The organism is Polymorphobacter fuscus (assembly GCF_011927825.1).
Lineage (GTDB): Bacteria > Pseudomonadota > Alphaproteobacteria > Sphingomonadales > Sphingomonadaceae > Sandarakinorhabdus > Sandarakinorhabdus fusca.
Map to the genome: position 1 here is coordinate 301,952 of NZ_JAATJI010000002.1, position 21,940 is coordinate 323,891.

Annotated in this window: 18 protein-coding genes; 14 read left to right on the plus strand and 4 right to left on the minus strand. The window is 60.4% G+C overall.

Annotated features, from left to right (window positions below):
• Nucleotides 1-468 precede the first annotated feature (468 nt).
• The 11 genes from rfbF to GGQ62_RS14850 are packed head-to-tail and all read left to right on the plus strand — an operon-like array spanning nucleotide 469 to nucleotide 12,130.
• Nucleotides 469-1,242, plus strand: coding sequence for a glucose-1-phosphate cytidylyltransferase (rfbF, locus tag GGQ62_RS14800; RefSeq protein WP_152577978.1), 774 nt, complete (start codon nucleotides 469-471; stop codon nucleotides 1,240-1,242).
• Complete coding sequence (gene rfbG, locus GGQ62_RS14805) at nucleotides 1,239-2,291, plus strand: CDP-glucose 4,6-dehydratase (protein ID WP_152577977.1); 1,053 nt, start codon at nucleotides 1,239-1,241, stop codon at nucleotides 2,289-2,291. The genes rfbF and rfbG overlap by 4 nt, the downstream gene beginning before the upstream one ends.
• Nucleotides 2,292-2,296: 5 nt before the next feature.
• Nucleotides 2,297-2,857, plus strand: a complete 561-nt coding sequence (locus tag GGQ62_RS14810; protein WP_152577976.1) for a dTDP-4-dehydrorhamnose 3,5-epimerase family protein — start codon at nucleotides 2,297-2,299, stop codon at nucleotides 2,855-2,857.
• The gene (locus GGQ62_RS14815) at nucleotides 2,854-4,080 is read left to right on the plus strand and encodes a class I SAM-dependent methyltransferase (RefSeq protein ID WP_152577975.1); all 1,227 of its coding nucleotides are present in this window, start codon (nucleotides 2,854-2,856) and stop codon (nucleotides 4,078-4,080) included. The genes GGQ62_RS14810 and GGQ62_RS14815 overlap by 4 nt, the downstream gene beginning before the upstream one ends.
• Entirely contained in the window at nucleotides 4,077-4,973 is an 897-nt protein-coding gene (locus GGQ62_RS14820) for an NAD-dependent epimerase/dehydratase family protein (protein WP_207790508.1), read from the plus strand. Before GGQ62_RS14815 ends, GGQ62_RS14820 begins: the two co-directional genes overlap by 4 nt.
• Entirely contained in the window at nucleotides 4,970-6,010 is a 1,041-nt protein-coding gene (locus GGQ62_RS14825) for a putative sugar O-methyltransferase (protein WP_152577973.1), read from the plus strand. The genes GGQ62_RS14820 and GGQ62_RS14825 overlap by 4 nt, the downstream gene beginning before the upstream one ends.
• Before the next feature lie 33 nt (nucleotides 6,011-6,043).
• On the plus strand, nucleotides 6,044-7,567 hold the full coding sequence (locus GGQ62_RS14830; RefSeq protein ID WP_167649693.1) for an oligosaccharide flippase family protein: 1,524 nt from the start codon (nucleotides 6,044-6,046) through the stop codon (nucleotides 7,565-7,567).
• Nucleotides 7,568-7,615: 48 nt separating this feature from the next.
• A complete protein-coding gene (locus tag GGQ62_RS14835; protein ID WP_152577971.1) occupies nucleotides 7,616-8,554 on the plus strand; it encodes a class I SAM-dependent methyltransferase in 939 nt (312 codons plus the stop codon).
• Nucleotides 8,551-9,741 carry a glycosyltransferase family 2 protein gene (locus GGQ62_RS14840; protein ID WP_167649694.1) on the plus strand — a complete coding sequence of 397 codons (1,191 nt, stop codon included), beginning with the start codon at nucleotides 8,551-8,553 and terminating at the stop codon, nucleotides 9,739-9,741. The genes GGQ62_RS14835 and GGQ62_RS14840 overlap by 4 nt, the downstream gene beginning before the upstream one ends.
• 5 nt (nucleotides 9,742-9,746) lie before the next feature.
• Nucleotides 9,747-10,868 carry a glycosyltransferase family 2 protein gene (locus tag GGQ62_RS14845; RefSeq protein ID WP_152577969.1) on the plus strand — a complete coding sequence of 374 codons (1,122 nt, stop codon included), beginning with the start codon at nucleotides 9,747-9,749 and terminating at the stop codon, nucleotides 10,866-10,868.
• On the plus strand, nucleotides 10,865-12,130 hold the full coding sequence (locus GGQ62_RS14850) for a hypothetical protein (protein WP_152577968.1): 1,266 nt from the start codon (nucleotides 10,865-10,867) through the stop codon (nucleotides 12,128-12,130). Before GGQ62_RS14845 ends, GGQ62_RS14850 begins: the two co-directional genes overlap by 4 nt.
• A gap of 261 nt (nucleotides 12,131-12,391) precedes the next feature.
• Here the strand turns inward: GGQ62_RS14850 and GGQ62_RS14855 are convergent, their stop codons facing one another.
• Together GGQ62_RS14855 and GGQ62_RS14860 are read right to left on the minus strand one after the other, a co-directional pair.
• Nucleotides 12,392-13,342 carry a GumC domain-containing protein gene (locus GGQ62_RS14855; protein WP_167649695.1) on the minus strand — a complete coding sequence of 317 codons (951 nt, stop codon included), beginning with the start codon at nucleotides 13,340-13,342 and terminating at the stop codon, nucleotides 12,392-12,394.
• 827 nt (nucleotides 13,343-14,169) lie between these two features.
• Nucleotides 14,170-14,922, minus strand: coding sequence for a transcriptional regulator NanR (locus GGQ62_RS14860; protein ID WP_152577966.1), 753 nt, complete (start codon nucleotides 14,920-14,922; stop codon nucleotides 14,170-14,172).
• A gap of 278 nt (nucleotides 14,923-15,200) precedes the next feature.
• On the opposite strand from GGQ62_RS14860, the gene GGQ62_RS14865 reads away from it, so the two are divergent.
• Both GGQ62_RS14865 and GGQ62_RS14870 read left to right on the plus strand, forming a co-directional pair.
• The gene (locus GGQ62_RS14865) at nucleotides 15,201-16,073 is read left to right on the plus strand and encodes a ThuA domain-containing protein (protein WP_152577965.1); all 873 of its coding nucleotides are present in this window, start codon (nucleotides 15,201-15,203) and stop codon (nucleotides 16,071-16,073) included.
• Nucleotides 16,074-16,088: 15 nt separating this feature from the next.
• A complete protein-coding gene (locus GGQ62_RS14870) occupies nucleotides 16,089-16,922 on the plus strand; it encodes an SDR family NAD(P)-dependent oxidoreductase (protein ID WP_152577964.1) in 834 nt (277 codons plus the stop codon).
• An 81-nt stretch (nucleotides 16,923-17,003) separates the two neighbouring features.
• On the opposite strand, the gene GGQ62_RS14875 is transcribed toward GGQ62_RS14870, so the two are convergent.
• Entirely contained in the window at nucleotides 17,004-18,584 is a 1,581-nt protein-coding gene (locus tag GGQ62_RS14875; RefSeq protein WP_152577963.1) for a DUF5060 domain-containing protein, read from the minus strand.
• Between the two features lie 169 nt (nucleotides 18,585-18,753).
• Here GGQ62_RS14875 and GGQ62_RS14880 point away from each other — a divergent pair, with 169 nt between their 5' ends.
• Nucleotides 18,754-20,040: an MFS transporter gene (locus GGQ62_RS14880; protein ID WP_194163378.1), complete on the plus strand. Its 1,287-nt coding sequence runs from the start codon at nucleotides 18,754-18,756 to the stop codon at nucleotides 20,038-20,040.
• A 27-nt stretch (nucleotides 20,041-20,067) separates the two neighbouring features.
• Here GGQ62_RS14880 and GGQ62_RS14885 read toward each other — a convergent pair whose 3' ends face one another.
• Nucleotides 20,068-21,894: a D-apionate lactonase family protein gene (locus GGQ62_RS14885; protein WP_152577961.1), complete on the minus strand. Its 1,827-nt coding sequence runs from the start codon at nucleotides 21,892-21,894 to the stop codon at nucleotides 20,068-20,070.
• Nucleotides 21,895-21,940 lie beyond the last annotated feature (46 nt).

Genomic DNA, 21,940 nt, shown 5'->3' on the forward strand with positions numbered 1-21,940 from the left:
AACGGGTGGTTGTCGCGCCTGAGGTCGGCTGCATGGCGCGGCATCGGAGCATCGACTGCCTAGCCGACATTTGGGACGATCAATAGGCAAACGAGTTCCGCCCGCCCAAACCAGCTCGAAATCGTTGAGAACCGCGGCACGACCTTTGTGCGACTCGATCACTGTCGCTAGCGCGGTCAGTCTGTTCGGTGCGTCCAGGCAGGTGGCTTGTAAGAACCGATGCGGACTGATGATGCCAGCCAGCGCGTCAAGGCAGCGCGAACTGGCTGGCAAACGGTGGCACTGGTGACTGGCGCGGCACATCCTCGTTCCGTTGACACCTGATGCCTCCTTGGCTAACGACCGCACGGGCTCGCAAGGGCTACCATTTCCGCTTCGGCAGCTGCAGTTGAGTGGGATTTCGCGGTTCGTCGTTGGGTTTCCAGCTCCGAGGGAGGCTACCTTGGTCACGGTTAAAGGAAGTGCAGTTTGAAAGCAGTTATTCTAGCGGGCGGCCTTGGGACCCGGATTTCTGAAGAAACGCACTTGAAGCCGAAGCCGATGGTCGAAATCGGGGTCAGGCCTATACTGTGGCATATCATGAAGATTTACTCGCAGCATGGCATAAATGACTTCGTCATCTGCTGTGGGTATAAAGGCTATATTATTAAAGAGTATTTCGCCAATTATTTTTTGCACATGTCGAATGTGACCTTCGATATGTGTAATAATACTACGCAGATTCATAATAACAGTGCCGATCCATGGCGTGTGACCCTGGTCGATACCGGTGATGAAACTATGACCGGCGGGCGTTTGAGGCGCGTTGCCGATTACTTGAAGGACGAGGCGGATTTCTGCTTCACTTATGGCGATGGCGTCGCCGATATAGACATCACGGCACTCGTTAACTTCCATCGCAACCATGGTAAGTTGGCAACCGTAACTGCAGTGCAGCCACCGGGGCGTTATGGCGCGCTTGACATGGACGGCACTGCTGTTCGCGGCTTTGTTGAAAAACCGCGAGGCGATGGCGGTTGGATCAATGGCGGCTTCTTCGTGCTGTCGCCTAAATGCTTGGATTATATTGGGAACGATGCCTCGACTTGGGAGGCCGAGCCCCTGTCACAAATCGCTGCCGATGGCGAGCTCCAAGCGTATAGCCACGACGGCTTCTGGCAGCCGATGGACACCTTGCGCGACAAAAATCACCTCGAAGCTCTTTGGGCATCGGGCCTGGCACCTTGGAAGTGCTGGGCGTGACTGATCGATTCTGGGCCGGAAAATCGGTTTTCGTGACCGGGCACACTGGCTTCAAGGGTGGCTGGCTGGCACTTTGGCTCCACAGTATGGGTGCTCATGTCCATGGTTTTGCCTTGGTGCCCCCAACCGAACCGTCGCTGTTTGCCGTTGCCGAGGTGGAAAAGCGCCTCGCCAGCCACATCATCGGCGATATCCGCGACGCGGACATCCTGGCGGCGGCGTTGGTCGCTGCAAAGCCCGATATTGTGTTTCACTTGGCGGCGCAGCCGCTGGTGCGACGCTCGTATTCCGAACCCGAAGCAACCTTTGCCACTAACGTCATGGGGACGGTCAATCTTCTCCAGGCCGTTCGTGCCGCGCCTTCGGTGCGAGCCATTGTTAACGTTACAACCGACAAATGCTATGCCAACAACGAATGGCTGTGGCCTTATCGCGAAGGCGAAGCCCTAGGCGGCCACGATCCTTATTCGGCAAGCAAGGCCGCGTCTGAAATCGTTACCGGTGCCATGCGTGCTTCGTTCCTCGCTGGCGCCGGTGTGCGAGTCGCAACGGCACGGGCCGGCAATGTTATAGGCGGCGGTGACTGGGCCGAGGATCGGTTGCTGCCTGATTTTTTCCGCAGTGTGATGGCGGGCAAGTCGCTGAGCGTCCGTTATCCGGGCGCGACGCGGCCATGGCAGCATGTCCTTGAACCGCTGGCCGGCTATCTGGCGCTAGCCGAACGGCTCGCCACCGATGGCGAGGGCATCGACAATGCTTGGAATTTCGGCCCTGCCGATGAGGATGCCCGGCCCGTAGATTGGTTGCTGACCCGGCTATGCGCGCAACTGCCAGGCGCCGAGTGGCACTGCCTTGAGGGCGAGAAGGTGCATGAGGCGGGCTACCTTAAGCTCGATAGCAGTCGTGCGCGGCATCTGCTCGGCTGGACCCCGCGCTGGAAACTTGACGAGGCGCTGGCTGCAACGGTTGCTTGGCACCGAAAGTGGCAGGCAGGTGCCGACATGGCGACGGTGTGCCTTGACCAGATCCGCGACTATCGGGGCGCCTGATCGACGTGTCGCGATTCCAATGCATCGCCACGCCGATCGAGGGCGTCTTCGTGGTCGAACGGCAGCGGCTGGGTGATTCGCGCGGCTTTCTCAGCCGGCTGTTTTGCGCCGAAGAACTTGCCCAGGTTGGATTCACATTGCCAGTCGCGCAGATTAACCACACGCTTACGGAAACCTCCGGCACGCTGCGCGGCTTGCATTTCCAGCACCCGCCGGCGGCAGAGGACAAGTTAGTGTCGTGTCTCAGGGGCGCGGTTTTCGATGTCGCTGTCGACCTGCGCGCTGGCTCGCCAACGTTTCTGCACTGGCATGGTGTCGAGCTGTCTGCCGAAAACAATCGCGCTCTGATGATCCCGCAAGGTTGCGCCCATGGCTTTCAGGCGCTGGTTGATGGCACTGAACTGCTCTACCTGCACTCGCGAATGTATGCGCCGTCTGCGGAGGGCGGGCTCAATCCGCTGGATCCGCGGCTAGCAATCTCTTGGCCGTTGCCAGCCACCATCATGTCGCCGCGCGATGCGGGACACCAGCTCGTTGACGCCGAGTTTACCGGAGTTTCTACATGAAGTGCCGCCACTGCCATTCGGATGTCACGTTGCGGTTGATCGACCTCGGGTCGTCGCCGCCGTCCAACGCCTATCTGACCCGTGAGCGCCTTTTGACGGCCGAAAAATGGTTTCCGTTGGGGGTCTATGTCTGCACCCAGTGCTGGCTTGTGCAAACGCAGGACCATGCCGACGCCGCCGAGCTATTCGACTCTGAATACGCCTATTTCAGCAGTACATCGACAAGCTGGCTGGCGCATGCATCGGAGTACGTCGACGCAATGACGGGCCGCCTCGGGCTGGGTGCGGCATCGAAGGTCGTCGAGGTGGCTGCTAATGATGGCTATCTGCTGCAATATATTGCGGCCCGCGGTATTCCGTGCCTTGGCGTGGAACCGACCCGCAGTACTGCCGATGCTGCGCGCGCAAAGGGTATTGAGATTGTTGAAGAATTTTTCGGCGTATCGCTTGCCACCCGGCTCGTAGCTGAGGGCCATGCCGCAGATCTGACCGCCGCCAACAACGTGCTCGCGCATGTGCCCGACATAAATGACTTCGTCGGCGGATTTGCAGCGATACTCAAGCCCGATGGCGTCGCCACTTTCGAGTTTCCGCATCTTGCGCGGCTGATTGCAGATGCGCAGTTCGATACGATCTACCACGAGCATTTTTCCTATCTCTCGCTCCTTGCCGTGACGAAAATCTTCGCTGCCAACGGCCTGCAGGTCTTCGATGTCGAAACGATTTCCACACATGGCGGCAGCTTGAGGGTATTTGCACAGCGTGCCGATACCGGGAGGCGGCCCGAGGCAGCCGCTGTCGCTCGCATTCTCGGCGAAGAAACCGATGCCGGGATGGCGTCCAAAGCCTATTACATGGGCTTTCAAGCGCGCGCCGATGCCATCAAGGATGCGCTCGTGCGATTTCTCATCGACACCAAAGCGGCCGGCAAGTCCGTCGGAGCCTATGGGGCGGCAGCTAAGGGCAATACCCTGCTCAACTATGCTGGGATACGACCAGATCTTTTGCCCTTTGTCGTTGATCGCAGCGCCTCCAAACAAGGGAAGTTCATGCCTGGAAGCAGGATTCCAATCGTTGCGGAGGCGCATCTAAAGGCTGCAAAGCCAGATTACATCGTGATCTTGCCGTGGAATATCGCCGACGAAGTCATCGCGCAGCTCGATTATGCGTGTGAATGGGGCGCCAAATTCGTAACTGCGGTACCGGAAATCGTCGTCCGGTGAAGATTGCCGTAACCGGCGCGAGCGGCTTTGTCGGCCGCCATGTTATTTCTGCGCTGGCAAGCATGCCGGACACCGTCGTCACGGCGTCTTCTCGGCGTCGCGTGCCGGTGCCGGCGGGCGTTGACCATGTGGCGATGGACCTTGGTGATGCCGATACAGCCTTCGAACGCCTGGGATCGCCAGACGTCGTCATACATCTAGCGTGGGAAGGGCTGCCCAATTATCGTGATCGGCGTCATTTCGAGGTAGAGCTTCCGGCGCAATACCGTTTTCTGAAGGCACTGGTTACAGCCGGCCTGCCGTCTCTTGTGGTTGCCGGTACCTGCTATGAATATGGCATGGCCAGTGGCTGCCTGAAGGAGGATTTCGAGGGTCAGCCGTCCAATCCTTACGGCTTTGCCAAGCTGATGCTCCTGCGCCAGCTGCAGTTCCTGAAAGTCCAGTTGCCGTTTTCACTTAGCTGGGCACGTTTGTTCTACATGTGGGGTGAAGGACAGGCGCCTTCGTCGCTCTACCCGCTGCTCGCAGCCGCAGCAGCGCGTGGCGACCCGACTTTCCCGATGTCAGGCGGCGAGCAATTGCGCGATTACCTGCCGGTAAAAACAGTTGCACATCAGCTTGTTGCACTCGCCCGGGCGGGTGCGGATGCCGGCGTCGTCAACATTTGCTCCGGGGAGCCTGTCGCTATCCGTACCCTTGTTGAGCGTTGGATCGCTGAAAACGGCTGGCCGATCACTCCTGATCTTGGCAAATACCCCTATCCTGACTACGAGCCGCTGGCATTCTGGGGGTCGAACAAGCGTTTGCGCTCCGATCTCGCCACGGTCATCGCGATATCAGCGGGCGACCACCAGATCTTTAATCATAATACTGACAAGAGCCGCAAATCATGACCCCACAACGCAGCAATCCCGACACGATGCGGCAGGATCTCGGGATCATGTTTGCGGCACTTGCCGCCGGGCCCGAGGTCTACCAGCCTTCGAAGTTCTGGGAGCAACTTAACGAGCAGAACGTCGCTCAACTCGAAGCGCGCGGGCTCGGTAATTTCAAGCGCACGTTGGCGCAGAACTATTTTACCTGGGTTGTCGGTGTTCGGAGCCCGCTGTTTCAGCACCTTGCCGCAGCGATGACGGCTAGCGACTGGCGGCGCGTGATGTGGGGTTTGCCGATGTTCAGCCGGGAAAGCGACCTTGGGCTCCGGCGGTTCTACGAGAACCAGATATTCACAAGGATGGTATGGATCGTCGCCGAGCGTGTCGATCGGCTCAACGTGATGAAGTCGCTTCAGGAACCGGCTTTTGGAAATCCGTTTCGGATATTCTTCGAAGGCCGCCTTATTTCGCAGGATTTGGCAAACTCCGTAATTGAAATGTATGCGATCCTTGAGGCGCATATGCCGGCTCCGAATGACGCTTTTACGGTTTGCGAAATCGGAGCTGGTTACGGCCGCAACTGCTTCGTCTTTCGTTCCTTCTTCAAGCACTGCAAATATATAATAGCCGACATTCCGCCGGCCCTTTACGTTTCTCAGGCCTATATTTCGGAGGTTCTCCCGGACGCAAAGGTGATGCAGTTTCGGGAATTTTCCGATTTTTCGGAGATTGCCGCCGACTTTGCCGAGGCTGATGTTGTATTCCTGCTGCCGCACCAGGCCGCTCTACTGCCAAAGAAATCGGTCAATTATTTCGTAAATATATCCTCATTTCACGAAATGAACTTTGCACAGGTGGCGCATTACTTTGACATGGTAGATGAATTGACCTCAGGAAATTTTTATCTAAAGCAATGGACAAGTTTCTTTAATGCTCGCGATAAAATGACGATATCCGCTTCAGATTACAAGTATAAAAATAGTTGGCATCGAATTTACGATCGTACGCCTTCGACACATCCTTCATTTTTTGAAGCTCTGTTCAAGATAAACTGATTTTACTCCGCCGACGAAAATCAGGAATTGTATTTGGCCTCTGTAAAAACTAACATCACGACCAACCTGTTTGCCGCAGTTTGGGTAACTGTGCTTACAGCAGTTATCACTCCCGTCCAGATCAACCTGCTGGGCATCGAATCATACGGCCTGATTGGCTTCATTGCGACCTTGCAGATTGTATTTTCTGCTTTCGACTTGGGACTTTCGAGCACACTGACGCGCGAGATTGCTGCCGACACCTCGCCAGGACGCCGTGCGAGTTCGGAGCTTATCCGAACGGCATCGACGGTGTATTGGGGGCTCGCCGCGGCAATCGCGCTGACCCTGGGTCTATCGGCTGCAACCGTTGCGCGTCTCTGGTTCAACGCGGAAGCCTTGGCCAGCGACGATCTGGCTAGCGCGCTCTATCTCATCATTGCCTATCTCGCGCTGCGATGGCCGATTGCGCTTTACAGTGGCATCTTGGCGGGATTGCATCGACTCGATATCGTCAATCTCGTGAAGGTCATCACGGCGACGCTCCGCAACATCTCGGGTATCATCGTAATTTTCATCTGGCGCGATGTTCATGCGTTTTTATGGTGCCTAGCGGCAAACGCGCTCATCGAAATTGCCGCATATTGGTTCGCCGCCCTGCGAGCTTATCACACTTCGTCGTTCGGCTTTGGCATTTCAGGTCCCGCGCTCCGCTCGGTCTGGAAATTTTCGCTTAACATGGGAGCTATTTCGGTGCTCGCGCTGATTATCTCCCAACTTGACCGGCTGATGGCAAGCAAGCTGTTGCCACTCGATCAATTTGGCTATTATAGCCTTGCGTACAACACGGCTGCAGTAGCAACCATTGCATCTGCGGCAATCAGTTCGGCGATGTTGCCATCGTTTTCAGCATTGCAGGCCCCATCGGACCGCGCTGCGATCCTTAGACGCTATGCGGATGCAAACCGGGTGATCCTGTACGTCATGGGGTTGGCGACGTTCCCATTGATATTCTTTGGTGATGCAATCCTTCGCCTCTGGATCGGTCCGGCTGCGGCGCAGGGCGCCTATCCGGCTATGGCGATCCTAGCGCTCGCGTTCTGGGTCAACGGCATCGTATCCAATCCCTACAATATTGCCGTTGCCATGGGCCGACCCGATATTCCTCTGAGGGTAAGCGCATTCAGCGCTGTCCCTTACGCCGTGCTCCTATGGGTAGGAATCGGCCGGTACGGCGGGCCCGGTGCCGCTGGCGGCTGGCTGATCTTGATGGTCGCCTATGTTGCAGCGCTCATCCCAGTCGTTCACGCGCGCCTGTTGGACATTCCAATTATCGGTTCACTTCGCACGATAATATTGCCATTCGGCCTTCTCGGCGTCGGATCGTTCGGCCTGCCTTGGCTTGTCATTCGCAGTGATCCATCGTTTGTGCCGACAGTCACTTCGAGCGTCGGCGCTTTGACTGTCGCGGTCGCACTTTACGTTTCGATCGGCTACTGGCTAGTCGGCGAAAGCCTGCGATCGCAATTTCGGCGTTCCATTTTCGCCATTCGAAACTTTGGAGGACGCCATGCTTAGCCCTTCTGTCGGACTTTACACGATCGGCCACGACCTGGAACGTCGACGATGGTGGGCCAGTTGCGTCCTTTGGAAAGCTGTTGTCGCATGAATGCTCCCCAATGCCCGGCTTGCAATGGGTCTGGTGCGCCTTTCAAAACAGCGGGCGACTATAACCGCCGTGTATCGAATGCGGTGTTCCACTATTTCACCTGTTCCGCGTGCGGGCTTATTTTTTGTGATCCTGTGCCCAAGGATCTTGGCGCCTATTATCAGGATGATTATTACGACCTTCCGGCCGATCTGGCAGCGCATGATGCGCGGGCGCGGGCGCTGCAGCAGTGGAAGATCGACGAGGTTCTGACCTTTTCAAAAGGCGGGCGCCTTGCCGAGATTGGTCCGGCCTATGGTCTGTTCGCGTATCTGGCCAAGGCGGCGGGGTTCGATGTGACGGGTATCGAAATGGATGCGCGCTGCTGCAACTATTTGCGCGACGTGATCGGGGTCACCGCCGTGCACAGCGACAATGCTGCATTAGCGCTGCCGACGCTGGAGCCGTTCGATGTCATCGTGCTTTGGCAAGCGATCGAGCATCTGCCCAATTATCATGACGTGCTGCGCGCTGCCGCCGCCCAGCTCAAGCCGGGGGGTATTCTGGTCATCGATACGCCCAATCCGGCGGCATTCCAGTTCAAGGTGCTTGGACGCCGCTGGGTTCATCTGGACGCGCCGCGCCACGTCGTGCTGATCCCCGTGGAAACGCTCAAGGCTCAGGCAGATGCCGCCGGGCTTGATCCAATTCGACTCACCGCATCAAACGTAAGCGCCAACGGCTTCAACGGATGGGGCTGGGCGTTCACATTCAAGAATTATTTCGGCGACAATATAGTCGGGTCGGCAGTACATTTTGCCGGGCGTGTATTGGGCAAGCTGCTCATCCCGATCGAGCGCACCGGTTGGCGTGGCAGCACTTATACGGCGATTTTCCGCAAGCGAGCGATTCCATGAAGTTTTCGGTTCTCCTGCCCACGCGTAACCGGCTCGAATATCTTCGCTATGCGGTCGAGACGGTGCGGCAACAGGACTATGCCGATTGGGAAATCGTCATTTCTGACAATGATTCAGTCGATGACATCGCAGGCTATGTCGCCGAGCTTGCCGATCCGCGCATTGTATATCTGCGGACGCCGAGCTTCGTTCCGGTAACCGACAACTGGAACCATGCCCTCGGTGCGAGCAGCGGGGATTACGTCGTTATGCTCGGCGATGACGACGGCCTGCTACCCGGATATTTCTCTGGATTGATGGCAGCGATGGCCAATTTTCTCGATCCCGACTTCGTCTATGTCAGCGCACTTTTCTTTGCTTATCCGGGCGTCATGCCGGATGCCCCGGATGGCTTCTTGCGCACTGACCAGAACCGGTTCTTCTCGGGTGCCGCTCCCTATTGGCTGGATCCGGATACGGCACGCGGCATTGCGCGCGGCTATCTCGATTTTCGCATGCCGGTTGCGTCCAACATGCAATTTTCTTTGATCAGTCGCCGTACCATCAATGCAATGAAGGCCGCCGGGCCATTCTTTCAGTCTCCCTATCCGGATTTTTACGCGACGCCGGCGTTGTTCCTCACCTGCGACCGCATCCTGATCTATCCCAAGCCATTTGTTGTCATTGGCATCACGCCGAAATCCTATGGCTTCTTCCATTTCAATAACCGTTCCGGAGATGGTGTTGATTTTCTTAACAATAATGGCGCGCTTGCTGCCGACGACCTTGACGCAATCCGCCTGCCTGGAACGTCGTATAATGATAGTTGGCTGCTAGCTATGAAGGCACTCGAAGCCAGTTTCTCGGGCGCACGCGGTATGACGCCCGACATCCGCCGCTACCGCTTCTTGCAGATCGTGTATTGCTACAAACATGGCTATTTTGATCGCAGCATCGCTCCGGCCGCGCTTGCCACGCTTAAGGGGCGGATGACGACGGCCGAGCGCCTGACCTGGGGGATTGTCTTGCCGCTTGGTTTCAGCCTGTTGCGGCTGGTGCCGACTGGTCTGCGCGCTACGGTCATCGCCCGACTGCGGCGGATGATTGGCCAGCATCCGATTTCAGACGAGGCGGCCATCGCCACGCGCTTTGAAAACCTCCTTGATGTCTATGCGCAGATCAATGCGCATGGCATGCCGTCAGCCTGATTGTTATGGCACCGCTGCTCAGCCTCATCATCCCGACGCGGGAACGGGCCCATACGCTGGCTGCAACGTTGGCAACGGCGGTCGCAACCACCAGTGCTCGCCTGGAAATCATCGTCAGTGACAACGTCAGTGCTGATGACACCCATGCTGTCGTGACGCGCACGGGCGACAGCCGTGTTCGCTATGTCAATCCCGGCAGCCGCCAATCGATGTGCGGCAATTATGAGTTCGCGCTGGCGGCTGCAACGGGAACATATGTCATCATCATCGGCGATGATGATGCGGTCATTCCACAAGCGCTCGATCGGTTGATGGACCGACTCGCAGCTTTATCCGAGCCCGTCATTCACATGTGGCCACTGCATATCTACGACTGGCCGTCATCGGGGCGCCCGGCAAGTGTTGCCTATCTCGCACCCACCATCCCGCCGTCCGAGCTTGATCTCAAGGCCAAGGCGCGTGATGTTCTGCAGCGCGGTGGTTGGAAATACTACGAATTGCCGTCACCCTATCACGCAGCCATCCCGCGTGCGTTTCTGTCGGGGATTCGCGATCGGACCGGGCGGGTTTTTCACTCTACCCAGCCCGACGTTTTCACGGCTATGGCGATCCCTGCGTTTGCTGATCGCGCCATTAACATCGGCAGCGCAGTCACTTTCAACGGTCGCTCAGCGAAATCGAACGGCCTGGGCTTTGTGGAAAGGAAAGCGCGCGTCAATATTGATCGGTTCATCGCCGAATATGGCGATTACCGTTTTCATCCCAGTCTGCCGACCGGCGTTGCGGCAGCGGCCAACATGATCCCCGACGCGATCTTGCTCGCTGCCGAAATGTTTCCTGAAGTCTATGCCGGCACAGACTTCGACTATGGCGCGATGTGGGCATATATCTGCCGATTGGGTTTCATCTCGCACGGTGAAGTTCTGGCGCGCCGTGCCGAATTGCAGCGCGCGCATGATTTCAGCCTGGTTCGTTTCCTGTCCTTATCAGCGGTCCACCAAGCTGCGGTGGTGCGACGAAAGATGCTCAACGCCGCGACGCCGTTGGGTAGCCTCGCCCATGGCGTCCCCGACAGTATCGATGCTTTTGTTGCGGTACTGCAGCGCGACTTCGCTCCGGCGGCATGATAGCCACGCCGACGCCGGCCCCGCGGCTGCCGATCGCAGCACTGCTGTTGGCGCTTATCTTCATGCCGACTTTGGTGTTTTATGCCGGGTTGACTTCGTCGCTGGCGCTAGGCGCCGCCTTTGCCGCCCTTCTCATAATTGTGACAGTCGCGGCCTTCCCGATCGGCTTGCAACGCCCGCTGGCCACTACAACCTCCTGGTTTTTAGTTGTCTCCCTGGTCTTGACGCTGCATTTGTTAATCGCAGGGCTGTTGCGCCCGGTCGATATCCCGCATGCTCTCGGCTCCTATGCGCCCCTGCTGTTAATGGCCTTGGGCGGGTGCGCGCTTTCCGTTGCTGTGCAGAACGTGCCGTCGGCGCAGTTCGATGCCGCAATCAGAATTGGCTTCTGGGCGCTGGTGCTGGTGTCGCTGTTGCCGATAATCGGGCTCGACGTCGCGCGCATCTACGTCGGCCTAGGATACTATGCCAAGCCAGTCTTCCCGTTCACTGAGCCGTCGCATCTGGCGCTGATCCTGATGCCGTTCTTTCTCTATGTCTGCGTGACAGCACCGCTGCGCCAGCGCTTGTTCCTGCTCGGGCTCGGGCTGTTGCTTGTCATCATTCTCGAAAGCCTGGTGCTGGCTACTGGCTGGCTTCTCGTGGCGTTGATCTGCATGCGCGGCCTAGTGCTGCCAATGGCGATTGTCGGCATTCTCGGGGTTGTGCTGACGCAACTTGATCTCACCTACTATCTAGATCGGCTGGACTTCAGTGGCGACTCGCAGAACCTGTCAACGTTGGTTTATCTCCAAGGTTGGGAACTGATCGATGAAGCGCTGCGTGACACTCAAGGATGGGGCCAAGGTTTCCAGCAACTTGGGCTGCTCGGTACCGACTCGCCGATTTCGACGGTCATTTACGCGCTGATTGGCAATGACTCAAACTTGCGTGACGGCGGCTTCCTTACCGCAAAGATAGTCGGCGAGTTTGGGCTGCTTGGAATAGCATTGATTGCGGCACTGCTGGTCGTAATCGCTCGCTCGGCGCTGGCGCTACGCCGAGTTGCACGGCGCCCGACTCGGCAGAATCCGACCCTCGTGTTTGCCGATGCCGTGTTTATCGGCCTGTTTGTCGAACTTGCATTGCGTTCCACAAGCTATTTCTCAGGCAACGCCCTGTTGGTGGTAATGGCAGCACACTTGCGGTTCGGACAGCGCTCGTCTGCGGGCATGGCCTTCATCTCGACTGAGAAGCCAAGCGGTATTTCCACTGAAGGTTAACCAAAGTGGAGTTTGCGGCCGGCGACGTAGGGTATCTGCCCAACAGGTGACGCAGCGTTGTGGCTCGATGTTCGTAGGTTGTGCGACCAATCACGACCACCTGACGGTTTCCAACGCTCTAAATTGTCATCGATGGTAGCTGAAACTCGCCAGCTTTGAATTGGACTGACGCGCGGCGCCGAGCAGTCACGTCGTCTTCTCGCCGGTCGCCAGCGCCGCCCCTCTGCCGAACTGCTGCAATGGATGCGTGGCGAAGGCTGATCAGCCGGCTGACGATTGACGGCGCAGATACGCGATAAGGGGCAGCACGAATAGTGCGAGTCCTATCCACAGCGCCACCGCCGCAATGAAAGCCGCGGAAAGCACGATCCAAGGATTGGGCGTCGTAAAATTGGGAGATACCCATATATCACCAAACGCTTCGGCGGCGAATGATGCGTCTGAACTCGCCATCATCCGGGTTTTTTCGTAATTGCCTAACATCTGCGCCATCGATAGCCGGTATTCGACGACCTGAATCTCGGCGAGACGGCGTTCGAGATATTCAACATAGCGCGTTGACCGTTCCAACGAGCGTGCCCGCAAGAAGTTGTCAGCCTCAAAATTGATCCCGGCAAGAAGTTCGACCGCTACCTTGGGATCCGCATTAAGATAGGTGAGCCGGATTAAGGACTTTTTCTTGTCTTCCGCCACAAGAACGTTTTTTTCGATATAGTTTTGCAGGTCATGGCCGTCGGGTGGTGCCCAAGCCTTGATCGGTACCCCCAGCAGGCGCTTGACGCCATTGATGATGCTGCGAACGAACGATTGCGGCTCTCGCCATTGCTGCGCCGCAGGATCCCACGATTCCTTAAAGATGGCCTGCATCAGCGCCGCCCGCTCGCTCAGACTTTTGGCGACCGGATAGGAGGTCACGGCTTCGGCGTACATCGCAAATCCCGATCCAGCCTGGCTCGATAAATCGACGCCAACAAGCGAACCGAGGCTTGCAAGGTTACCAACTGGTTTCTGGCCGCTTTGATCGGCCGGTGTTAAAGCGAGGACAGCTGAGTATTTGTAGGTCGCGATATGAAGATAGCCGACCGCAAGCGAAAGCGAGACCACAACGAGGACGATGCCGAGCCAGCGATGTCGGCGCAGCTGAGTGATCCAGCCGATCAGTGCTGCCGCTTCCGGTGCCTCGGCCTCGCGGATCTGGGGCATTTGCGACATTGCGTTTCCATTAGATGGCCGCCTCAGCATGGCGGCGTCTGTCGATAGCCATGTCGCGTCTCGGTTGCTATAGCCTTGGATGTGTAGCCGTGCCGGTTTGTGAGGTGGACCGGGTACACTCGCCCCGCGAATCTGCGAGTGAGGGCCAGACAGGCGGGCGCTATGGTCACCGAAACCGATAGGCTTCAAACTCACTGATATTGGATCCCATTGTCTCAAACGGCCGGATCAATTCTACCTTCGCATGCCGTTCAGCCGAGACGTTTACATCAACTGCACGGCACAGGGCCCACCGTTGAAATGTCGCCCACGACGGAATTTGACCGTGTCGGTGCAAGCTCCAGCCGAAAAAATCATCTAATACGGATCATTAGCTACCTTCTTGCCCTCCCTCGCAAGAAGCCCGACTAACCAGTGCGGCGACGTTCGAGGCATTTTTTGTATTCAGACTGCCCCGGCTTTCGCGGTGAAGCTACGGCTCGACCATCCGGCTGACGGACGCTCGCCGCAAGCGCCATGGCGTTCTCGCAAAACAGTTTGTTTTGATATGAGGGGTGCGTCGGCACCTGCGCATCCGTTTCGCCCCTATTCGTCAGAGGCGAAGCCGCGTACTGACCGGGCCGGGACATCACCTGCATGACCCCAGTCAGGGCCGGTATCGCGTCGACCTTGTCGAGTTGTTGCCGCCACGTGGCCCGCATCGGTATCGGCAGCGCTGCGCTATCGACGTTAGCGATGGCGGCCGCAGGCGCGCTTGGGCGTTATGCGAGCTAGCACCGTCGCTTGGATAAGAAGCATCGGCGATAGCGCGTTTTTCTGTGGCGTCATCACGACAATGGCAAAATCCCGCCCTTTGTCGGCTTCGCGCCCTCTCGGTGGGCGTATAGGTGGTTCGATCGTGTCAGGTGGCGGACCAGCGCCTGTTCCGCGCCATCGGGGTTGTGTGCCTCGATATGGTCGATAACCTCGGCATGTTCGGCGAGCGTCCGCTCGCTATGGCCCTGCCAGATCAGCATGTGCGCATGATATTCGCGCAGCCAGCCCAGCATCATCTGGCTGACCGTGACATAGATGGGGTTGCCGGAGATCGCCGCGATGCGGGTGTGAAGGTCCATGTCGGCGCCCATGAAGGCTGTCGAGTCGCCGGCCAATTCGCCCTGCCGGGCACAGAGTGCGCGCAGGTCGGCAATATCGGCCGGCGTCGCGAGTTCGGCCGCGCGCCGGACCATGCCGCGTTCGAAAAACAACCTGGCGTCCTTGAGATGTTCGAGCGATTCCGGCGAGACCGACAGCAGCAACTGGGCAATCGGATCGAGCTGACGCATGGCCGATCCCGCGGTCAGCCGGCGGACCCGCGCGCGCTCCCCATGGTTGATCGTTACCAGTCCCATGTTGGCGAGCGCCTGCATGGCTTCGCGAATGGCGGGGCGGCCGACGCCGAAGCGGACCATCAGTTCGCGTTCCGAGGGCAGCGCCGCGCCAGGTGCCACTTCACCGCTCACGATCATCGCCTTCAGCCGATCGAACACCTCATCGGAAAGCTTGCGCCGGACGATCGGTTCTTGCGCTTCCGCACTCACGCCTGATCCTGCCTTTCGCTGCCGCGCCCGAACGATATCATTAACGCGAAAGCGTCGCTGGCAATAGCGACAGTTTCGCACATTCCGACGCCACGACACGGGATCCGCCGTGGTGGCCAGTGCCGGCGGCGTCGCGCATTACGGCCGCTGACGCCCTGTTTTCGCAGCGCGTTGACGGGGTCACCCGCCCAATATAATCATACGAATGACGGCCGTACGTACGGGCGGATGGTCCCGGGGCGGTTTCCGGCGGCAGCCCAGTCGTGGAGAAACTTGCGATGAACGGTATCGACCGTGCCATTCTGGCCGTGGCCATCGGGCTGGCCGCGATGCCGTTGCCGGCGCAGGCCCCTTTGCAGGCGCCTGTCCCGGCGCCGGTCCGCGACCCCCGGAACTGGCCGACGCCGGTCATGGACACGGTGCCGCCGGCACTGCCAGCACTCGCCCCGGGCGCGGTGCTGGTGCTGTCCAAGACCAACAGCTTTCGCGATCCCGATCAGATCGAGGCTGCGAAAAAGGTGCTGGTCGACCTTGTCGGCAAACAGCACCGCGATGTTTTCGAAACCGAAAATGCCGCGATCATGAACCCGCGTGATCTCGCGCGATTCTCGACGGTCGTGCTCAACAGCACCAGTGGCAACATCTTTACCGAAAGCCAGCGCGCCGCGTTCAAGGCCTGGATCGAGGCCGGCGGCGGCGTCGTGCTGCTCCATGGCGCCGGCGGTGATCCGGCATATGACTGGAAATGGTATCCCGAGACGCTGATCGGCGCGCAGTTCATCGGGCATACCGGACGTCCAAAGCAGTTCCAGCCGGCGGTGATCGACGTGCGCGACCGCAGCAATCCCGCCACCGCCGGGCTTCCCGAAAAATGGCAACGCACCGAGGAATGGTATTCCTTCGACCGCGTGCCGAGCGGTCCGACCACGCGCATCCTCGCCACGCTCGACGAGACCAGCTACGAACCCTTTCCGGAACGGACGCGCATGGGCGCGGTCCATCCGCTGATCTGGACGCATTGTGTCGGGCGTGGGCGGGTGTTCTTTTCGGCGCTGGGGCACAAGGCCGAAACCTATGCCGAGCCTCTTCACCAGCAGATGATCGACGGTGCCATTCGCTGGGCCGGCCGCAGCGCCGGCAGTGGTTGCTGATCAGGAGCCCCGAGCATGACCCCAGCCTCTTTTTCCGCCATCGGAGCCGGCAATCTGGCCGTGATTACCGGCGCCGCGAGCGGCATCGGGTTCGCAACGGCGGAGGCGCTTGGCGCCCTCGGCATGCGGGTGCTCCTCGTCGATCGCGCCGGCGAGGCGCTGGCCGCGGCGACCGCCGCCATCGATGGCGCCACGGCCTTTGCGGTGGACGTCGCCGATCGGACCGCGATGACGGCGTTGGCGGCGGCAATTGCCGAAACCCACGGCCCGGTTTCGGTATTGATGAACAATGCCGGGGTGGGCGGCGGCGGCGATGTGTTCGCCGCGCCCGAGGCGTGGGAGACGACGATCGGAACCAATTTGTTCGGGGTCCTCAACGGCGTGCAGGCGTTCGTTCCCGCCATGGTCGACAACGGCTTGCCGGGGTTGATCGTCAACACCGGGTCGAAACAGGGCATTACCCAGCCCCCCGGCAACACCGCCTACAACGTCAGCAAGGCCGGCGTGAAGGCGCTGAGCGAAGGCCTGGCCCATAGTCTGCGCGAACGCACCGGCGACCGGGTGACGGCGCACCTGCTGATCCCCGGCTTCACCTTTACCGGCATGACGCGTCCGGGTGCCGGCGCGAAGCCGGCCGCTGCCTGGACTTCGGAGCAGGTGGTCGAGCGGATGATGCAGGGCCTTGCGGCGGGCGATTTCTACATCCTTTGCCCTGACAACGAGACCACGCCGGAACAGGATGCGCGGCGCATCGCCTGGGCCGCCGGGGACATCATCGAGAACCGCCCGGCGCTGTCCCGCTGGCATCCCGATTGGGCGAGCCGTTTCGCCGACTTCATGCGCTTCTGACGTCGCCACGCACCTGCGGGGCGTGGTGCATCATGCCGCGGCAGCAGCTTGCCGGTGCGTCTGATCGCATGCCGGTGAGCGTCAGACCTTGCGCAGTCGCAGCGCCATCCATTGCCGGCCGGGCAGGGCTACCGTCGGCCGCGCCGGATCATGGACATCATAATCGTTAAGTTGCGACATGGCGAATACGCCGGCGACCGGGGAGATCGTCATGTTCCAGGTGTCGATCACGTCGATTCGATAGCGTTGCGCCGCCGCCGGGCCGCGTCCCGGCAGCGCAACCCGCCATTCGGTTGGCGATTCGGACCCGAAATATTTGAGATAATAGGCATTCGGAATGCCGGCGAGGTGATAATTCCACCATGGCTGGATCGCATCGATCCCCGGCGCCGGGCCATCTTCCATGATCTCGCGCAGGAACTTCAGCCGCGGTGCGCTGGTGCCGACCAGCCGGCCGCCCTGGCCGAGCCATGACCGATCGGCGTTCTGGTCCGGATCGAAGGTTTCACTGTGCCCGACATAGGTGCCGCCGATCAGGCCGTGCCAGAAGCGCTGGACCATCTCCTGGCCGGTCAGCGAACCCCAGCGCTTCGTCGAATTGCCCTCGTAGACGACTTCGTCGAATACCACCGGCTTCAACGTCATGGCCCGATGTAGTTCCGCGCGCAGATCGTCGAGCACGGCGGCGCCGTTCTGGACGCTGGCATGGGTTATCCAGGGCTTGCGGTGATCATAATAGGTGTTGATCTGATGGATCGAGCGCAGCCGGTCGTGCGGGTCGGCGGCAACCAGCACCCCGAACAGATGGTCCCAATCGGCCATCGTCTTGGTTTTGATATTGTCATATTCGTTCGCCATCGACCACCAGACATTGCGAAACGCGCCGAACCGGGCGGCGACATAGCGGATGTAGCGGGCGTCATCGGCGCGCTTCATGTCGGAATAGCCCCGTTTTTCGTCATAGGGGTGGAACAGGATGACATCGGCCTCGATGCCCAGCGCGCCGAGCCGGCGAATGCGATCTTCGAAGCGCCTGAAATAGGCCGGGTCGAACCGGGTCGGGTCCCATGCGTCGAGCGCGGCGCCGGTGCGTACGAACGGGTCGGTCGCCACCGACGGCACGTTGGGGAACACCAGCATCCGCATCTTGTTGAAGGGCCCGCCCTTCAGTGTCGCCAGCGTTTCGGCGCACTTCGCGTCGGACTGCAGCGCCCAGGAATAGCTGGTCGTGCCGATCTGGCGGAACGGCGTGCCATCGGCGTGGACGAAATGATATCCGTCCTTGCTGACGCGCACCGGGCCGTGGTTGCCGGCCCGCGGCGCAATGCAGGCGAACCGCCCGGAACGATTGTCGAGCGCGGGTGCATTGCTCGCCGTGCGCCAGACCCATGCGCCGGTGTCGGGCGGGCTGAAGCGGATGCGGTACACGCCATCGCCGTCGTAGAAACCGGGAACGCGGATCTGGCGGCCGCCCGATTCGAACACCGCTTCGAGCGTCACATCGTCGAACGGATTTCCGCGACCAGGGCCGTCGAGCGCAATCTCGTGGATCCCCCAGCGTTCGCAGTCACCGGTGGGCGCGGCAGCAAGGGCGGCGGGCATGGCGGCCGATGCACCGATTGCGACGCCGCCTGCCAGCACCGTCCGTCGTGATACCGTCACTGCACATCCTCCCCTCGGGCGCGCTGAAATGCGGTTCGCGCGCGTATGGCCTTGCCGGGTCTCGCCTAGCATACTAAGCTCGAAATAATAATATCATATACAGTTTGCCGGGGAATGTCGGCGGCTGGATACGGGACTCGGGGGGGCAATGACAGCGAGCGCCGACGGAATGACCAGTTCGCGCGAGGATTGGAAGAATACCATCCTCGCCGGGCTTGCCAACTATATCGACGCCGGCTCCATCGTCGCCGGCGGTGCGGCACTGGCGTTGTGGATGGAAGCCTACAAGATGAGCAACAGCCTCGTCGGGCTGGTCGGCGCGCTTGGGCCCAACGCCATCTCGGCCGGCATCGGCGCGCTTATCGGCGGCAGGCTGTGCGACCTGTTCGGCCGCAAGAAGATCTACCAATATGACATGCTGTTCTACGCCTTCGGCATGGCCTGGCTGGTGTTTGCCATCAACCCCTGGATGGTGGTCATCGGCTTCTTCCTCGTCGGCCTGGCCGTCGGTGCCGATATCCCCGCCTCCTGGTCGATGATTGCCGAAATGGCACCCGAAAAGCAGCGCGGCAAGCACAGCGGCGTCGCGCAGATGCTCTGGTATCTGGGCCCGGTCGTCGTGCTGCTGATGTTCTTGGTGCTGGAACCGCTCGGCCTGCTCGGCGCGCGGATCGTCTTCGCGCACCTGGCGCTGCTGGCGCTGGGGCTGACCTTCCTGCGATCGAGCATGCACGAATCGCAGCATTGGCTCGATGCCCAGGCCGCCAAGGCAGAGGCGCTGGCGGCACCGCCGGCCGTCGCCGCCGCACCGGTGGCATCCGCCGCTTCGTGGCGGACGCTGTTCACCCGCCAGCATTTCGGCTCCATGGCCTTTCTGATCGGCATGTATCTGTTCTGGAACCTGTGGGCCGGGACGAACGGCTTCTTCCTGCCTTATATCCTGCGCACCGTCGGCAATCAGGGCCAGTCGATGGCCGTCCTGCTGACCGCAATGAGCTTCCTTGTCGGCATGGCGTCGATCTACTTCGTCTTCATGAAGCTGGTCGACAAGGTCAATCAGCGGACGTTGTTCGGCATTTCGGCGTTGATCCAGGTCGTCGGCATGGCGCTGTTCGCGATCTTCCCGATGACCTTGCCGGTCGCCATGCTCCATATCTTCCTGATGGCATTCGGCGGCGGCTTCGGGGCGCAGTCCTTCTTCCAGCTCTGGAGCTCGGAGATGTTCCCGACGCTGCTGCGCAGCACCGCGCAGGGAGTCATGTTCGCCGTTGTGCGCATCACGCTCGGCTTCTGGTCGTTCTTCGTACCGATCCTGTCGAGCACCGGCTTCACCCGGCTCGCGTGGATCCTGACCGGATTCCTTGCGGTCAGCGGCCTTGTCGGGTTCATCTGGGCGCCGCGGAACGAGGGCAAGTCGCTTGACGAGCTGGAAGCGGCGATGGCGGCAAAAGGCTGAGCCCGGCGGTTTGACTGCGGGTGCCGCCTAGCGCGTTGGGGGGAGGTCCCGGTCCATGCGCATGGTCGCCACCGCGAACGGCGCCAGCGCGACGCGCCTGCCGTCGACAACGACCATTCGCGCCTCCGCGGTCAGGTTTGCCACGATCACGGCCGATGCCGTCGCCACCGCCTGGATCGTGTCGGGATGCGATGAGACACAGGCGAAGCGCATCCTGCCGGCGCAACCGGCGAGCGCCGCGATGGCCGCAAACAGCGGACGCCGCCCGTGCCTGCCGATCAATCCCAGCGGGCCGGTCAGGGTGCCGAAGGTCAGCAATTCGATGCCGCCCGCTTCGGTGGCCGCCGCATAGCCGATGGTCCAGGCCGCCGCAAACTGCCCGTCCTGCCGCGGATCGACCATCGCCATCGGCACGCGCTCGCGGGCGGGGTTGGGCATGGTGCGCGCACCATAGGGGTTCTGTCGCATCCCAATGGTGACGGGGCCGAGCCGATAGGCGGTTTCGCCCAGAAAGGCCCGCGCCGAACGCAGGATGGGCGCGATCGCGGCCAATGACTGCATTACACTCAGATCGTCGGCGGCATGGACGATGGGGCAGGTCGCATGGCTGACGAAATCGAGCCCTTGGAGCGGCGGCCGCTTGCGATTGAGTTCGGTAAAATAGCCAAAGGCACCGCCGCCGATCCGCAGCCCGGGAAAGGCGCGCCGTGCCGCCGCCTGAATGTCGGCGGGCGGCGGGCAGGCGGGCCAGGGGCTGCCCGGCGGCGTCGATTGCAGATCTGGGGCGGGATAGACCGCGACCGCGTCGAGCTGCAATCCGGCGCGCTTTGCCTGGTCGGCGACAGCGCTCAGTTCGGCATCGAGATCGCCGGTCGCGGCGATGACACATTCGAGCGTCAATCGGTGCGGCAGGCCGCTGACAGCGCGGGCCAGTCCCTTCATTTCGGCTGCGCCGTCCCCCGCAGACGCATTGTAACTGAGCAACAGGTCCTGCACGCCCAGGTCGCAAAGCGCATCGCGGCTGGTGACGCTGCTATCGGCCGTGTCCGGCGTGATGACCAGCCCGATGCGCGGCATCGTGCCGATCGGCGGTCCGATCGTGATTCTGATCGGTGCGGCGGTCGCCAAGGGACGGCGCTGCGCGCCGGTGACATCGACCCGCACGGCGTGGCGGCAGGTCGTTCCTGCAGCGATGGCATAGGGCCAGGGGAGGGCCAGCGGCCGCGCATAGGTCTTGTACGATGCGTCCGACCAGTTGCGCTGGTCCTCCATCTCGTAGGTGTCACCCTCGACCCGGCAGCTGACTGTCAGCCCATCCTGTTGATGGACCAGCGTCCGGATATCGGTGAACGGCTGCCAGGGGGCGATCAGCGCGGGAAACACGGCGGTTGTCGCCGATCCATCGCCATGCGCGATGCGGAGGGGATGGCCGGCGAGCGCTGCGGGATGGAGGACGCAGAAGCCCAGCCGATTGATCCGCAGGTCGTCGATCGCCCGCGCCTCGACGGTGAAGTCGATGCTGTCATCACGCACCATTATCCGGGCCGCATAGGCAAGACGCCCGCCATCGGGATCGATGCAATCGGCAGAATAGGCGATGCGGATTTCATCCCGGTCCGGATCGATGCGCAGGTCGCGGATCAGCGGCGGCACCGTCCCCCAGTCGCGGTCGCGAAGCAGATACTGGATGGCGCGCAACACTTCGGTTCCGTCCACGCAGATCGACCGCAGATTGCCGTCGACCAGATCGAAACGCAGGCGTCCCTTCTCGATGCGGCGTATCGCCGGTGGTGGTGTCGCCGTGCCGTAAAGTGCACGGACTTCCATGGCGTCGGGTGGGCTTGCGTCACTCATCATACCATCATACCATGCAGGCAAGACACAAGAAACGAAGGGCGGG

Bases quoted from the DNA above. Each gene is read 5' to 3' on its own strand.
- GGQ62_RS14815 (WP_152577975.1), top strand. From the start codon at position 2,854: ATGAAGTGCCGCCACTGCCATTCGGATGTCACGTTGCGGTTGATCGAC.
- GGQ62_RS14825 (WP_152577973.1), top strand. From the start codon at position 4,970: ATGACCCCACAACGCAGCAATCCCGACACGATGCGGCAGGATCTCGGG.
- GGQ62_RS14835 (WP_152577971.1), top strand. From the start codon at position 7,616: ATGGTGGGCCAGTTGCGTCCTTTGGAAAGCTGTTGTCGCATGAATGCT.
- GGQ62_RS14840 (WP_167649694.1), top strand. From the start codon at position 8,551: ATGAAGTTTTCGGTTCTCCTGCCCACGCGTAACCGGCTCGAATATCTT.
- GGQ62_RS14845 (WP_152577969.1), top strand. From the start codon at position 9,747: ATGGCACCGCTGCTCAGCCTCATCATCCCGACGCGGGAACGGGCCCAT.
- GGQ62_RS14850 (WP_152577968.1), top strand. From the start codon at position 10,865: ATGATAGCCACGCCGACGCCGGCCCCGCGGCTGCCGATCGCAGCACTG.
- GGQ62_RS14855 (WP_167649695.1), bottom strand. From the start codon at position 13,342: ATGTCGCAAATGCCCCAGATCCGCGAGGCCGAGGCACCGGAAGCGGCA.
- GGQ62_RS14865 (WP_152577965.1), top strand. From the start codon at position 15,201: ATGAACGGTATCGACCGTGCCATTCTGGCCGTGGCCATCGGGCTGGCC.
- GGQ62_RS14870 (WP_152577964.1), top strand. From the start codon at position 16,089: ATGACCCCAGCCTCTTTTTCCGCCATCGGAGCCGGCAATCTGGCCGTG.
- GGQ62_RS14880 (WP_194163378.1), top strand. From the start codon at position 18,754: ATGACCAGTTCGCGCGAGGATTGGAAGAATACCATCCTCGCCGGGCTT.
- GGQ62_RS14885 (WP_152577961.1), bottom strand. From the start codon at position 21,894: ATGAGTGACGCAAGCCCACCCGACGCCATGGAAGTCCGTGCACTTTAC.